Here is a 13,592-nt window from a genome sequence, read left to right as displayed (position 1 = left end):
GTGAACCTCCTACTGCGAAATCGCCCCGTCGGCGCCGATGAGGACGGGCCAGACGTGAATCCCGGCCGCCTCGAGGAGCGCGTCGGCCGACATGGGTACCATGTGCAGGTCGACCGAGGTCCGCAGGCGCAGGAAACCCTCCGGGGTGCCCACCGACGCGACGATTCCCCGCGCGCCCATCCGACGCAATGCATCCGCGTTGCGTTGCAGCCAGTCGAGGGAGGCCGGGTCGTCGCCGACGATGAAGATGGACTGCCCGGGTCCGCCCGGCAGCTTGCTGGGCATTGGGTTCTGCAGCAACCGACCGGGCCCCGCGCGGATCGAGACCACCGGGAAGAGCTGAGGCGGCTGTGGTTGCGCCGGTATGTAGCGTGCCGGCTCGCGAGCCGCGTCGTCGGCGAAAGGCTCGAAGTATGGCGCGAGCGGCACGCCTCCTGCGTCGTGGATGACGGTGGGCGGCCGGCTTGCAAGGGGGGCCGCCGACCAGGACGGCGGGGCGAAAAGAACGGCCAGCATGGGGATGAAACGGATCGGATTCATCGCATTCACCACAAGCCGAACTGGATGCTGCCGAGAAAGATCTGGCCGCGCACCCGGCAGCAGGCGTACGGACGCCACAGCGTGTAGGCGTAGCTTCCGGAACGGGTGGTCATGGCGTCGCCGTAGGAGACTGGGCTCGCAGTGTCATTGAGCCCGAAGATGTGGCAGGGTGTGGGAAGCGCGACGTTCATCTGCCACAGGCCCCCCATCGGATCGTTCTCCCGCGCCGGCGGCGGATCCCACACCAGCTGACCGCGCCGGCGCCGTGTGCCGCCCGAGGCGACGTAGGTGTAGACGTGCGGTTGCGCCGGCCGGGTGATGAAATCGGCGATGCGCTGCGACAGGACCGCGGCGGCCTTGACCTCGTGCTGCTGCACCACCTCGCCGGTGCGCGGATAGAGGTTGCCCCAGGTGTTGAGCGGCCAGGTGCCGACCTCGCGCATGCCCGGCACCCAGGAGGCCGGAAGCAGGAGCTCTGCCGGCAGATAAGAACGCCACACGGCCGCGTCCAGGGTCGATTGGTAGTAGGGCACGAAGGGAATCACAGCCGAGGGGCAGGTGACGAGGTCGGGCAGTCCAGCCGCGGGATGGCCGATAACATCCGCGTCGCGGAAGCGCCGCTGCTTGTCTGTGCGATCGGCCTGCGAATGTGTGCCGGCGCTGTCGGCCAGGTCGACGCCGAGCAGTGTCCCGAGGAGACCTTGGCTCGCGGCAGCGAGCGGGATGCCGATCTCGGGCCAGGGGTGCGTGGCCACGTCGTGGTAGGTGCTCACTACCAGGTCGGGGGCGAAGTGGCTGAAGCGGGTAGACGTGCGGATGGAGCAGCCGACGGGCGTGCACTGCAACCAGTAGCAGATCCCCGAAATATGCCACGCGCCGCAGGCCGGGTAGCTGGCGACAGCCTGGGCGAGGAGGGCGGCGGCGGTGGTGAACTCCACCGCACCCGACAGGGGCGCGCAGGTAATGATGCAGGCGGCCAAGAGCGCGTGCAGACGCGGCGCCGCGGCCGACCGGGTGACGGAATATGCGTGCATGCCGCTTCCTCCTACCGGCCGCGCCGGGCACGCCATGTCTGGTAGATGGCGCGGGCCTGATTCACGTCCTCCACGCCGTAAACCACGGCCGCCCCATCGAAGACGATTGCCGGCACCTTGGTGAGCCGGTACTGCATGGCCGCGGCCAAGCCCTGTGCGCTGGCCCCGATCGCCAGGCGGTCGGCCTCGGTGAGCGCCTCGAAGCGGCGACTGGCGATCGCTTCGGCCCGAGCGGGGTCGGGGGGTAGGCCGGCGGACAGGGCGGCATTAATTCGTTCCATGCCGTCAACGTGATACACCGTCGCCGTTCCCGTGCCGCGCACGTGCTGCGTGCCGAGCAGGAAGACCTCGACCCGCTCCTGAGCCTGGACGGGCGGAAGGGCGGCGGCGCAGGTCAGCGACGCGACGAGCCGGCGCATCGTCGTGTTCACTTGCTTGCTTTCCCGACAGTGCGCGTCAGGGCTTCCTCGAGCTCGGGGCCGGGGATCGCCCCGACCACCCGGCGCCCGTCGGCCAGCACGAGGGTGGGCGTGTTGCGGATACCACGGCTACGCCCAAACTCGACGATCCGCCCGACCCGCTCCATGGCCGGCTCGCAGTGGGGCTCAATCTGCCGTGGCGCCGGCGCGCCTTCCATGTAGGCCTGCCATTGACCGGCCTGTTGACCGCCCGTGGCGCACCAGGCGGCCACCGCTGCGGGAATCGATTCGGGGGAGACAACGGGGTACGTGAAGGTGTAGATCGTCACATTGTCGAGAGCGGCGAGCGTGGGCTGTAGCGACCGGCACGCAGGGCAAGCCGGATCCTCGAACACGGCGAGCCGCCGCGAGCCGTTCCCGCGCACCGTCTTGATCGCAAGGTCGAGCGGCAGATCGGCGAAGGGGATTGCCGCGAGCGCTTCGAGCCTCGCCTGCGTGAGGTCGCGGCGATCAACCATGTCCACCAGGCGACCCTCCGCGAAGGCGTAGCGCCCGGTCGCGTCCACATAGAAGACGTCCGTTCCATTGACGATCTCGTAGATGCCGGAAACTGGCGTGGGGGCCACCGAGTCGGGCCGGACCTGCCCGGCGGTGTTGCGCGTGACGGCGGCCTTGATGTCGTCGGTCACCTTGATTGGATCGGCCGTAGCGATGCCGACGGAGAAGGACAGGAGGATCGCGCCCGCCACCACGTGGCTTACAGCGCGGTACATCTTCGAGGTGTACGTACCGGGTCGGGCGGCGTATGTTTTAGGGTGGGTGATTGTCATTGGTACATTCCTCACGCGTGTAGGAGGTACGTATGAAGCCAATTGCGAACCTGATCCGCGCGATGTTCGTTTGCGCGTTTGCCCTTCTGGCGGGCATGGGGAAGCTGTTGGCTTTCTTCCTGACGCCAGGGCGTGATGCGGATGCAGAAAATCATGAACGCGGCACTGACGCGTTCGGGCGAAATGACATCGCGCCGTTCGACTACGGACCTTTTGGGGGCCTGGACATTACCGAGGGGGCTTACACCGGTTACACGGTGCATGGTCGCGAACCGGTCTCTGTCGGTCGCAACGGGGAGAGAGTCGGCGCATATTCCGGCGACCCGATCGTCCATTTCTGAGTCTGACGCCATCATCATCGTCCCCGCCGGAGTGTGTGCCCGACGCCACCGACGAAACGGGTGGCGATATGCGCTCCGGATTGACCCGCCGCCATGCCCGCTGTAATTGCACTGTGCTTCATGGCATCGATGCCATGCACTACGTGCAGGCTCGCCCATCCCATCATCCCGCTCCAGATCAAGGGTAGGCCGAGATAAAGGCCGATGAGGAGCGTATTCAAGGTGCTACGCTTGAGCGCCGCGTCGAACTCCAGGTGCAGGACGTTGAGTAGAAGGTGCTCGGCGTCCGGGTACATCGCGATCCACAGGTGTTCGTCGATCCACATCGCGATGTACCAGAGGACCGCCCAAAGCTTGACCGTGAAGATCGCGAGCGCACCCAGGAACATGATTTGAAGGCTGTAGCGCCCGAAGACCAGGATCAGGGGCAGGAACATGTAGATGCCCATGAGGATCAGGGGCTGGGCCAGGGTTGCAAACTGGATGATGGGAAAGCGGGAAGCCTGGGTGTGGAGCGCCTTGTTCACCATCCCCGCCATCCCTGCGACGTCGGGTCCGGCTCCGAGTAAGGCCTGGTACCAGCGGCGATTGTCATCGGGGAGCATCGTCTCGGGCGCGAGCGCCGGATATGACCGCCCCGTGGCCAGCCTTGCCAATCCGTCGTCCCGTTTCTCGACGGCGACTGGGCTGAACACCAGCGCCACCTTCTCGGTCAGCGAGGTCGGCATCGCCGCGAGATTGCCGACGCCCTTGACCAGCTTGGCTCGCACCCCGATCGCAGGATCCGCCCACCATTCGAGACAGGTGGGGCGCCCGTAGTCCGGGACTGCGGTGTTGGCATCCATATCCGCATCCCGGACGGCCTTGTCGAGAGCAAACCCCGGCACGCCGGCACGCGCATGCAGGGCCGGGTAGAGGTTCGGGTCGGCCTGAAAGGCGTGGCTTCCCATCCAGTCGGGATCCCCTTCGCCGTAGGCCTCCAGCGCGGCTGCCGCGGCAGGGGATGGCGGATTTTCGAGATAACGGGACCGGCCCGGCAGGTAGCATTCATTGTAGAAGCGCTGCACCTCCGCGCGCAGGGTCGGATCCTCCACCGCGGCGGAGCGGGCGAATTCTTCCACTTCCCGGAGGCCGCTCAAGCCGCCCGAGATGCCGCCGCGCACCGCATCATTGAACCCGGCAGACAGGCCCATGACGGAAAACCACCAGGGGGGCAGCGCAAGGTTCTGCGGCACCGAGCTGAAGGCATCGTCGTAGGTGCTGTCCGAGCTCGTTCCGGTTGCAGTGGCGGGAGCCGGATTGAGCGCGGTCGCTGCGGGCGTGTGGCGGAGACTGACGTTTTGGAGGCTGGTGCCGACCGGCGTGAAGCAGAAGGCCATGACGAAGATGGCGGTCCAGAACTCGACCTCCATTTTCCTCACCATCCAGGCCGCATCGGCGCCTTCGACGGCGTTCATTTCATGGGCGCGCAACCAGGTGCCAATGATGATGAAGAGGAAGGGGAGGAAGATGATGCCAGTGTCCACGAGGATGTCGCGAAAGATGCCCGCGAACGCCCAGCCGTACATGGTGGTGAAGAGCTCCAGGTAACTGTCGACGCTCACGGCAGGTCCTCCTACATGCTGTGGCCGAATGGAATTCCGAGCACCACGATGAGCTCGATGAAGAGCAAGCCGATGCAGATCCGGTGGCGCGCGCCCAGGAAGGCCGCGCGGGCTTCGTCGGGCCAGTGCGCCGGCAAGCGGCGGGTGAGCCACGGCCAGGCAAGCCACAGGGCGCCGATCGCGAGGAGGTGTAATCCGGCAAGGTACGGTTTGATCCGCCCGATGACCTGATGCAGGACCTCCAGATCGTCGCGGAATCCGAGCGCAATCAGCGCTACCACGACGAAGGCGGCGAGCCCAATAACCGCCAGCAGGGCGGCCATGACGGAGCGGGCGAGAGGACGGGGGACGAGGCGTCGGCGTCGCGACGGTAACGGGTGAACGGTCATTTCCTGACCCGCCCGTCGATCATGGGCCGCTGGTCGACCGGCTGCTGTACGGCGTTCGCGGCCGAAGCGGCGCGGGCCGCGTGATAATTGTCCAGCAGAATGGTTGCCGTCTCGGAAATGACTCGCTTACGGACGTTGGCCTCATAGAGCACGTCGTCGATGTGGCGGTTCAGCTCGGCGAGCTTGGATTCGATCTGTGTATTGGCGGTCTTGTACACCTCGGGGATCATCCGTCCCGTCAGGAGCAGGTTCCGGATGATCAGTGCCTTGTCGACGGTCCTGGCCAGTGCCACGTCCTGGACCAGGCGCTGGCGCGCAATACCTTGCTCGATGGCAGGGAGCTCGCGAATGGCGTCGACGAGCTCGCGGGTCACGACGATACCGGGAGCGGAGGCCGCCGCCAGATCCGTCCCGCGTGGCACGACGTTGGCAAATAGAGCATCGACTTGCCCTTGCACGACTGGGATTTCAAGCTCGAACTTCTGAATTAGGCCAAGGCCGGTCTTCGACTGCGGGACGGGGCAGGCATTTTCCTTGCAGGTACTTATCTCCACGTCGCCAAGTACGTCTGTTCCGAACGTGGCGGCGCTTCCCGGAGAGGGGAAGGTCGCAGTCAACTTGACAGCAGGATAGGCTGCAGCCGGCGTCTTGGGCGATTGCCCCATTGTGACGTTGAAGCCCCCGAATACTGTGTCGTGCACTATTCGGACAGGCTCCTGGGCGACTCCCCCGGCCTTTTCCCCTCCGATCCAACTGATACCCTCATTCCCGGCACTGGCACCCACCTTGTCCTTCGCCACCACCACATCCCTGGTGACGGTCGCCTGCTGCTTCCAAGCCTCGCCCCGGGCCATGCGAATGAAATCCTCGTAGGGATCTTCGCCGGCCTTGATCTGGGCCTCCATCTCCTCGCAGCTCTTGGTGGCGATCTGGATTGCCACCTCGGCCTTCTTCGCGTAGGTCTGGAATAGCTCGTAGAGCCCGGGCGATGCCCGCTGGAACAGGTACAGCGGCAACGCGGCGATCCCAGCCTGAACGGCGTTCGTGACCTGGGTGCCGAGTTGCGCGAACCGGTTCATGAGGTTCTGGAACGAAACCTCGAAGTCATAGGCGCCGCACGAGTAGTGGAGGCGGGCAACCCCCGACAGGGCGAGCTTGTAGGGCACGCCGTGGGGGTTGGCCGCACGCGATGCGGAATCGCCGCCTCCCAGTCGATAGTAGAGGCCGGATCGGGTGCTCGGGATGTCCGCGGCCTGGAGGGCCGTGGCGGCGAGGCCAAGGAGGACGGCGGTGGTAATGCTTCGCATCGTCTTCATGGGTTCGTCCGTGAGGATTTGATGACACGGCCCGCGAGCTCGGCGGCTGTGCCCGAGAACCGGCCGTCGAGGATCTGATCGACGGCGACGGGGTGGTGCCCGAGGCGACTTACGAACGGCATCGCGTCCGAGGTATTGGCGACCGTCAGTGGCAGCCGGATAGCGGCCCATTCCAGCCACTGGAACAGGCGCTCGCCCAGGTGCTGGCGGGCTTTTTCGATGCCGGACACGAGGACCAGAGCCCGCCCGAAGAGCACGGTGTTGAGGTCGTCGTCCAGATCGTCGCCGTCGACCTCGAGGCCGACGATGACCCCGGAAATGAGGCCTTGGCCGCTCGCCAGAAGGTGGATGTAGGCCACGTCGTCCGGCTCCGAGAGCGCCTTGGCGCGGGCCCACACGGCAAATGCGTCGTCGGGCACGCACTCCAGGAAGAGCAGCCGGTGGTGTCCGCGGGCTTCGGCCGTGACCCGATCGAGCTGCGCGGCTAGGATAAGGTCGGCGGCAAGGGGTTCGCGCGGATCCTGTGTGTCCATCACGCTGCCCTCTTCGCCGCGATCTCGCGGGAAATCGCGTAGGCCGCCTCGAGTTCGGTGCAGCCGGTTGCCTTCATGATGTCCAGGCGCCAGGCCTTCTCGTGCTTCTCCGTCATCGCGAGCGCGATGGCGAGCGGCGGGGGCACGTTCCTGAAAAGGGCCTGCATTTGCGGATTGAGGATCACCCCCTCGGTGTACTTCGGAGGCTCCTTGCGGGCGGACTCCATCAGCGCGCGCTGCTCGGGGGTCAAGGTGCGGAAGCGGGCGACCTGCGCGATCTCGTCGCGATCCATGGTGAGGAGCACCCAGTGCTCGCACATGTTGAGAATGCGGGAGGCCGATGCCGGAAAGTCCTGCATGTTCTGGGTGCCGAGCCAGTACCACGCGCCGAGCTTCCGCCACATCTTGGTGATCTTGACGGAGTACACGTTCAGCAGATCATTGGCCGTGATGATGTGCCCTTCGTCGGTGAGGTTGATGATGGGGCGGTGGTCATACTGGGTCGCCTCGGCCAGCGCCTGGACGTGCGTGATCAGGGACGTATAGGCGACCGCGAGGGCATCCTCATATCCCTCCTGCGCCAGCGTGCCCATCTCCACGATCGTCACGTCAGCATCCGGCCAGGTCGCGCCGTAGCGGTTGAAGAGCCTTCCGCGCAGACCGTCGCAGAAGACCATCATGGCCTGGCCCATCTCCTCGGCTCGGTCGCGCCGCGAGGGCCCCAGATTCTCGTCGCCACGCATGGCCATCAGGGCGTGGGCGACGTCCTGCACCCGGGGATGCGGCTGGCCGCGGTCGCGGGCCTGGCGCGCGGCGGCCAGGATTCCCCGAGCGACCAGGTAGCGGTCCGCGCGACTCATCTTGCGCATCTCGCATTCCTCTCCGCCAGTAATCATCAGCGTCGTCGCGATGACCATCTCGCCCAGGATGTCGCGCTTGCCGGGGTCCGCACCTTCGTCATCGTCCTCGGGCGACGCGCGTAGCCCGTCGGGGTCCGAGTCCGGGAGCTCATCGTCATCCGGCGTCCCGAATGCCTCGTCGAGGGCCTTGATGCCTTCCTGATCGAAGAGCCGCGGGGCCATCGCGAAGGGTGGCAGACTGACATGCGTATCGGGGGTGAGCTCGACCTGGTTGACGGTGAGCCCGTGGCGGCGCATGTGCTCGCCCAGGAGGCCGAAGGATTTCCCTGCGTCGATGATGAAGAAGCGGGGTCGGTAGATCGCCATCATCTGCATCGCGAGATAGCACAGGGTCGCTGACTTGCCGGCGCCGGTCGGACCCAGGGTGAGGAGGTGGGCGTTCTTGTTGCGGTCGTGCGGATTCAAGGGGTCGAACAGGAGGGGCTCGCCGCCGCGGTTCCAGAGCCAGAAGCCGGGGTTGCCGGTGCCGCGGGCGCGCCCATAGAGGGGAAGCAGGGACGCGATCTGGGAGGCGAAGGCGAGGCGCGAGCGGCGCAGGTGGCGCGCGTCGAACCGGGGGTCGAAGCACATCGGGAGTGCGCGCAGGAAGACGTCGCAGCCGTGCAGCTCGTCCACTGGCTGAATGAACCGGAGCCCCGATGTATGCAGGGCGGCGGTGAGGTCTGCCACCGTGCGCCCCAGCTGAGAGATGTCTTCGCCCCGCACGAACAGCGTGAGGTACATCGGGTAGAGCTTGTCGGTGCGCATGTTGTCGAGGACGGCCACCGCCTCGTCGTAGGTGTGAGCGGCTTCGAGGATGTTTGCGCGCGAGGCGCTCTTGATGGTTTCGATGCGACCGGTCATCGTGTCCTGCGGGCAGATGACGACGGTCGCCGAGAGCATCGTGCCGGCGGGAAAGCGGTCGAAGCGCGCGAAGAGCTTGCCGGCATGATCGCGCTCGGCGGTGAAGTGGCCGATCTCGGGGAGCTTGCGCATCGACTGCAGTGCCAGCGCCCGCACGGGCCGGCCGTCGAAAAACCACAGACCGGCCGTCGGATCCGACTTCGGCGCAGCGAGGAAGAGCAACTCCCCAAGATCGAGGTCGTCTGGCGCCTCGTCGGGTTGCGGGTACGGACACAGCCGGAGGAGGTCACCGACGGTTTTGGCGAAGTCGGGTTTCGGGTTGAAGAACGGCAACAGCCACGAGTAGAAGTCCGCGGCGTTCATCGGCCGGGCATGGACGCCGGTCTGCGCCAGACCGGCGACGAGCCCGCGCGCCGTCTGCTGCAGTGTCTCGACCGGATCGAGGAGCTCTCGGGAGAAGTCGAAGCCTGGCGGGAAACGGCGATAGATGGCGCAGCGCACGCGGCGGATCTGACCGCGCCACCGGTTGCCCGACACCCCCTCATCGAGAAAGAGGCCCTCGGGTCGGGCCACGAGCGACAAATGCTCCGTCATCTCGGCGAGGAAGTGGCGCGTGAAGTCGCTCGCGAGAATCTGCCGCGCCCGCTCGGGTGCCTTGGCGTGCACCGAGACGATGTAGTCGCGTATGCGCTCGATCTGCCACGAGAGATCCGTGTCGTCGTTGCAGAAGAACTGGACGACCCACGGGGCCTCGTCGTACTCGGGCAGGGCCTGGAGCGCAGCCTGGACCTCCGCGCAGCGCGCCTTGAGATACTGATCGGCGCAGGCTTCGCTCGGTATCGGATCGAGCTCGTAGAGCAGTGCGCGCGAGACGCCGTCCTCAAGGAGGAAGGTGCCGGTCTTCTCGTCGAAGTCCCGCCAAGGCAGCAGGTCGGTGATGCTGGGTGGGCGGGAGGCGAGCCGCTGGCGCTCCCGCACCGGGAGGGGGTTCCTCGGCACGGCGGGCTCGCGGCGCGAGACCTCCGCGTCGGCAGGGGCGGACCCGGCGGTTGGCGCGAGCCCCAGCATGCGAATCAATCCGAGCATGGCCGTCGCTCCTTCAGGGGTGGGCCACCCGGCTGGCGCCGGAATCGTGCGCCGGCCGCAGCGCGTCCGCCTCGCCTGGGACCAGGTACTCGACCCGCTCGTACATCGGAAATGCCGTCACGTATCCCGGTGCCGGGTACTTCCCTCGGGACAGGTGGGGAAACACGACCATGATGAGATCCGGGTTGGGGAGCCGGGCGAAGCGGCGCTCGAGCTGGAGCATCGCCGGCTCCAGGACGGGGCCGGGCAGGACTTCGGTGGCGGGCCGCAGCGGGAGGGCTTCGCGGGCCCGGATGCGCTGGTACTCGGAAGTGCGCTGGCGGTAGATTTCTTCGACGGTGGGCCCGTCGTCCGGCAAGGGCGACTTGCGGGGCCCGGCCACGCTGCAGGCGGCGAGGGCGAGGGCCGCGACCGTGGCAGCTGCGATGAGACGTGCGAACCGCGGAAAATCAGTCCAGTCCATAGTAACTACCTCGCAGATGGGAAGTCGTGGTTGCCGGGGCGTCGAGACGCCCGTAGTCGATTCGCCGCGCGTCGGGGGTCTTGTCGATCTGGATCTCGGTGTCGATGTGCACGTCCACCTCGCCCCCGGCGCGTACGACGACCGCATCGAAACTGTCGGCGAGCCGGCGCATCAGCCAGCTCGTCACCTCGTCGGTGCCGGCGCTCGCCATCTGCCCGAGGATGTAGGTGCCCTTGCTCCCGGTGACCCGGCTGGAGGTTGTGCCGAAGACGTTCTCCGTGGTGGTGGTCTGGGCCGCGGTCGCCGCCTGGCCCGCGATCGACAGGCTCCGCAGTCCAATGGTGTCGGCGAGGACGGCCGGGGCATTGGTCACGAACTGCCCGGGGATGCATGGGTTGCCGTGGCGGTCGGAGATCCAGCCGAGCTTCGGCGCCGCGGCGAGCGAAGGCTTGCCGCCGGCTGCCCCACCGCTTGCGCCGTACAACGGGGTCGTTCCGTCGCGGCGACGGCTGACTGTCTGAATGCTTCCGTCGTTGAAGACGAAGGTCATGGACTGGATGAGGCCCTCGGCGCAGGAGAGCGTCATGTCGCCGATGGCAACGCCCGACACCACGATGCCGGCCAGGTTGCGGGGAAGGTAATGACCATTGGCGGCCAGGTTCTCAGGCCCCAGCAGAAGCTTGAACTGCATCGGATCGGTCACTTTGCCATCCACCGGTACGCGGCCGATGATCGCGGTCATGTTGGCGACGCCTGTCAGGGTCGCGTTCTCGGGGATCGTGTAGAAGGGCGTGGGGGCAGGGGGCGCCGTTCGGGCCGGGGCACGTGCCGTACGGCGGGCGGGCGGCGCCGCTTCGGCGAGGGTGACCTTGCGCACGACGCCTTGCCTTCCGTCGGCGCCCTTGCCCATCTCGTAGCCCAGCGGCAGGACGCGGGTCGGTGCAGCGATCCCGGCCAGCGCAGCCGCATCAGGTTTCGCCTTGTCGAAGCCGAAGCCGGCAGGGAGGTTGCCTGCGCCGATCGCTGATCCCAGCACATCGCTCGATGCCTGTGAGTCGGCCGCGGCGCCCTGCTGGCGCTTGAGGGCGTCCATTTCGGCTGTCATTTCGGTACGCAACTCACGGCGAAGCTGTTCGCGGATGCGATCCTCGCCACGCTGGTGGCGATCGTTCTGCTCCAGCAGGCGCCGGTTTTCGGCGATCAGGGACTGCACCTGGTCGTTCAACTCGGTGTAGCCCGCGACCACGGTTTTGAGGGTTTCCTGCGGCGTATCGGCGTCGGCCCCCTTGGCGGTGGGAGGCAGGGGTACTTCCGGCACTGCGTTCAGGGGCGGCCCCGGCTCGACGCCCGGCGTCTCGCTCTGCCGATAGAGGATGTAGCCCGTCACGATGAGGGCAATCACGGCGAGGAAGGGGACGAGCCTGTTCTGTGCGATCTGCATGGCGAGGCTCCTAGCGCCACAGCGGCACGGCCGCAAACGGCCGATCGGAGACGAGGTAGACGGCTGTCGTGTCGGCCTCGGAGCCATAGGGCAAGAGATGCCAGTGCTGGGGTGTTGCGGCGATCCACTGCCCGCGCAGCCACCGCGTGTCCAGCTCGAGGTCGATGGCGCGCCCGGTGCGGTTGGTAAAGCGCACGGCGGTCACGTACAGCGACCCGCTCGACCACGCCCCCAAGGGCGCCGTTTCGATCTCTCCTCCCCGGTAGAGGCCGGCCACGGGGGACCGATCAACCGGTTCCTGGCGTACACCCGGCTGCGTGGGGAGCAGGCGGGCCGGCGCATACAGCATCTGAGCCGCGTAGCGAGTGAGCTGGATCATGTCGACCGCCGGCTCGTCGTTCCGCCGGGTTTCGGCAAGCTCGTTACTCTCTGCGGCATCACCGGGCAGATGGACGCGGAGCATCGGCGGGACCTGGACGCCTTCGATCGACTCGATATCGAGCGGAACCGTCGCGCCGCCGTCGATTGCCTGCGCATACAGCCGGGCGCGCGGGAAGGGTCCGTTCGCTGTCAGATAAGCGGTGTCCTCGATAATCTGGACCTCGAGCAGACCCTGCAGGCTAGCGGGCACATCCATCAATGCCACGAACGGGAGCTGCAGCAGGCGCTCCCGCCCTGGGCTGAGGAGCACCCGGACGGGAAGGCGCTCGAACAGCACATGCTGGGTGCGGCCGACATTAGTTTGGCGGTCGTCGGGGCGATCGGGTGACCGCGGCAGCGCCTGCGTTTCCGGGGGCGATAGAGGATTTGCAGGCTTCCCGGCGGCTGAGCCGTGGGACTGGGGTGCGGGTGCCGGAACGGGCTTGGGGGCCGGCTCTGGGGGGAGGGTGCCGAGATCCATGGTCGTCGTGCCGGCGGGATGCCAGGTTGGCGCAGTCCCCGATCCGACAGGCCCGGGCGACAGGCCAACCGGGGAGGGCGTCTTGGCTTCGGGCTCCTGCGCAGAGGCAGAAGCAAGAACGCCGAGGCAAACAAGCGCGGTGGCGGCGCGAATGGCGATCATGACTCCTCCTCCTTCGTGTCCGGGAGCCGCGGCGGCACGGCCTGCGGCAGGTCTGAACCAGCAGTGGTGGCAGACGGTGCCGCGGACGGAGGCAGCGGCACCGCCGGCGCCGGCTGGGCGGCGATCGGCGCCTCCAGGGCCTGCGGGTCGATCCGTTCGGGATGACGGCGGGCGAAGCAGTTCAGGGCGAGGCCCCAGGGGTTGCGCTCCCGGTCGACGTCGTAGCGCACCACGTGCAGGGGATAGCGGATGAAGGTGTCCTTCACGGGCATCCCCCTGGAGGTCTCGAGGATCTGGGCATCGAGGAGCACCGTCCATCCACCGTTGCCGTGCGCCGTCACCCGGTTCGCCGTGAAGCCGTACCCGGGAATCTCCAGGAGGGCGCGGGTGCGCTGGATCAGTTCCGCATCGCCGGACTTGACGCTGACGTCCTTGAGGAGCTGCTCGCGGCAGGACGGCGTCAGGTAGTTCTGGAGCGCGTAGATCTGCGCGACGTAGTCCTTGGAGCCATCCTTGGCCCAGCGGTTGAGCTGCTGCCAGATGAGGTAGCCGAAGGCATAGACGTTCGGAGGCGGCACCTCCGGAGCACGTCCCGCCTGAATGGTGGCCCCGCGGGAGAGGTCTGGCGGGATATGCACGGTGAAGTCCGTCTGCCTCACGAAGCGGTCGGCCACCGCGATCAGCACGATGACCAGCGCGACGAGGATGGCCCAGGACTGGAGGCGAATCGTCGCGCGGGCGTTTGCGAGGTTGTCGGTGTAGGCAGGCAT

Annotated in this window: 14 protein-coding genes; 1 reads left to right on the top strand and 13 read right to left on the bottom strand. The window is 66.9% G+C overall.

Going from position 1 to position 13,592, the window contains the following annotated elements; genetic code table 11:
- Positions 1–9: 9 nt before the first annotated feature.
- From CDA09_RS14105 to CDA09_RS14090, 4 genes are read right to left on the bottom strand one after another with little or no spacing between them, the layout of a single operon-like run.
- Entirely contained in the window at positions 10–540 is a 531-nt protein-coding gene (locus tag CDA09_RS14105) for a PFL_4695 family integrating conjugative element protein (RefSeq protein WP_121429233.1), read from the bottom strand.
- A gap of 5 nt (positions 541–545) precedes the next feature.
- Complete coding sequence (locus CDA09_RS14100) at positions 546–1,574, bottom strand: TIGR03756 family integrating conjugative element protein (protein ID WP_164844426.1); 1,029 nt, start codon at positions 1,572–1,574, stop codon at positions 546–548.
- A gap of 11 nt (positions 1,575–1,585) precedes the next feature.
- Positions 1,586–2,005 (bottom strand): TIGR03757 family integrating conjugative element protein, encoded by a 420-nt coding sequence (locus CDA09_RS14095; protein ID WP_121429231.1) that lies wholly within the window; start codon positions 2,003–2,005, stop codon positions 1,586–1,588.
- Positions 2,002–2,823, bottom strand: coding sequence for a DsbC family protein (locus CDA09_RS14090; protein WP_121429230.1), 822 nt, complete (start codon positions 2,821–2,823; stop codon positions 2,002–2,004). Before CDA09_RS14090 ends, CDA09_RS14095 begins: the two co-directional genes overlap by 4 nt.
- A 32-nt stretch (positions 2,824–2,855) precedes the next feature.
- Here CDA09_RS14090 and CDA09_RS14085 point away from each other — a divergent pair, with 32 nt between their 5' ends.
- A complete protein-coding gene (locus CDA09_RS14085; protein ID WP_121429229.1) occupies positions 2,856–3,164 on the top strand; it encodes a hypothetical protein in 309 nt (102 codons plus the stop codon).
- Positions 3,165–3,178: 14 nt separating this feature from the next.
- Here CDA09_RS14085 and CDA09_RS14080 read toward each other — a convergent pair whose 3' ends face one another.
- The 9 genes from CDA09_RS14080 to CDA09_RS14040 all read right to left on the bottom strand — a co-directional run bounded on the left by CDA09_RS14080 (position 3,179) and on the right by CDA09_RS14040 (position 13,592).
- Positions 3,179–4,768 carry a conjugal transfer protein TraG N-terminal domain-containing protein gene (locus tag CDA09_RS14080; RefSeq protein WP_121429228.1) on the bottom strand — a complete coding sequence of 530 codons (1,590 nt, stop codon included), beginning with the start codon at positions 4,766–4,768 and terminating at the stop codon, positions 3,179–3,181.
- Between the two features lie 11 nt (positions 4,769–4,779).
- Complete coding sequence (locus CDA09_RS14075) at positions 4,780–5,091, bottom strand: hypothetical protein (protein WP_121429227.1); 312 nt, start codon at positions 5,089–5,091, stop codon at positions 4,780–4,782.
- Between the two features lie 62 nt (positions 5,092–5,153).
- A complete protein-coding gene (locus CDA09_RS14070; RefSeq protein WP_164844425.1) occupies positions 5,154–6,473 on the bottom strand; it encodes an integrating conjugative element protein in 1,320 nt (439 codons plus the stop codon).
- Complete coding sequence (locus CDA09_RS23380; RefSeq protein WP_164844424.1) at positions 6,470–7,006, bottom strand: hypothetical protein; 537 nt, start codon at positions 7,004–7,006, stop codon at positions 6,470–6,472. The genes CDA09_RS14070 and CDA09_RS23380 overlap by 4 nt, the downstream gene beginning before the upstream one ends.
- The gene (locus CDA09_RS14060) at positions 7,006–9,855 is read right to left on the bottom strand and encodes a conjugative transfer ATPase (RefSeq protein ID WP_121429224.1); all 2,850 of its coding nucleotides are present in this window, start codon (positions 9,853–9,855) and stop codon (positions 7,006–7,008) included. Before CDA09_RS14060 ends, CDA09_RS23380 begins: the two co-directional genes overlap by 1 nt.
- Positions 9,856–9,868: 13 nt before the next feature.
- Entirely contained in the window at positions 9,869–10,318 is a 450-nt protein-coding gene (locus tag CDA09_RS14055) for a TIGR03751 family conjugal transfer lipoprotein (protein ID WP_164844423.1), read from the bottom strand.
- Positions 10,305–11,759: a TIGR03752 family integrating conjugative element protein gene (locus CDA09_RS14050; protein WP_164844422.1), complete on the bottom strand. Its 1,455-nt coding sequence runs from the start codon at positions 11,757–11,759 to the stop codon at positions 10,305–10,307. The genes CDA09_RS14055 and CDA09_RS14050 overlap by 14 nt, the downstream gene beginning before the upstream one ends.
- 10 nt (positions 11,760–11,769) lie before the next feature.
- Positions 11,770–12,822: a TIGR03749 family integrating conjugative element protein gene (locus tag CDA09_RS14045; protein WP_121429222.1), complete on the bottom strand. Its 1,053-nt coding sequence runs from the start codon at positions 12,820–12,822 to the stop codon at positions 11,770–11,772.
- A complete protein-coding gene (locus CDA09_RS14040; RefSeq protein ID WP_121429221.1) occupies positions 12,819–13,592 on the bottom strand; it encodes a PFL_4703 family integrating conjugative element protein in 774 nt (257 codons plus the stop codon). Before CDA09_RS14040 ends, CDA09_RS14045 begins: the two co-directional genes overlap by 4 nt.

This window comes from Azoarcus sp. DN11 (assembly GCF_003628555.1).
In the GTDB taxonomy this organism is placed as follows: Bacteria; Pseudomonadota; Gammaproteobacteria; order Burkholderiales; family Rhodocyclaceae; genus Aromatoleum.
This window is presented reverse-complemented; position numbering and strand designations above follow the sequence as displayed.

Excerpts from the sequence above, each read along its gene's own strand:
- CDA09_RS14105 (WP_121429233.1), bottom strand. The coding sequence starts at position 540 with ATGAATCCGATCCGTTTCATCCCCATGCTGGCCGTTCTTTTCGCCCCG.
- CDA09_RS14045 (WP_121429222.1), bottom strand. The coding sequence starts at position 12,822 with ATGATCGCCATTCGCGCCGCCACCGCGCTTGTTTGCCTCGGCGTTCTT.
- CDA09_RS14100 (WP_164844426.1), bottom strand. The coding sequence starts at position 1,574 with ATGCACGCATATTCCGTCACCCGGTCGGCCGCGGCGCCGCGTCTGCAC.
- CDA09_RS14055 (WP_164844423.1), bottom strand. The coding sequence starts at position 10,318 with ATGGACTGGACTGATTTTCCGCGGTTCGCACGTCTCATCGCAGCTGCC.
- CDA09_RS23380 (WP_164844424.1), bottom strand. The coding sequence starts at position 7,006 with ATGGACACACAGGATCCGCGCGAACCCCTTGCCGCCGACCTTATCCTA.
- CDA09_RS14075 (WP_121429227.1), bottom strand. The coding sequence starts at position 5,091 with ATGGCCGCCCTGCTGGCGGTTATTGGGCTCGCCGCCTTCGTCGTGGTA.
- CDA09_RS14060 (WP_121429224.1), bottom strand. The coding sequence starts at position 9,855 with ATGCTCGGATTGATTCGCATGCTGGGGCTCGCGCCAACCGCCGGGTCC.
- CDA09_RS14070 (WP_164844425.1), bottom strand. The coding sequence starts at position 6,473 with ATGAAGACGATGCGAAGCATTACCACCGCCGTCCTCCTTGGCCTCGCC.
- CDA09_RS14085 (WP_121429229.1), top strand. The coding sequence starts at position 2,856 with ATGAAGCCAATTGCGAACCTGATCCGCGCGATGTTCGTTTGCGCGTTT.
- CDA09_RS14040 (WP_121429221.1), bottom strand. The coding sequence starts at position 13,592 with ATGCCTGCCTACACCGACAACCTCGCAAACGCCCGCGCGACGATTCGC.
- CDA09_RS14090 (WP_121429230.1), bottom strand. The coding sequence starts at position 2,823 with ATGACAATCACCCACCCTAAAACATACGCCGCCCGACCCGGTACGTAC.
- CDA09_RS14050 (WP_164844422.1), bottom strand. The coding sequence starts at position 11,759 with ATGCAGATCGCACAGAACAGGCTCGTCCCCTTCCTCGCCGTGATTGCC.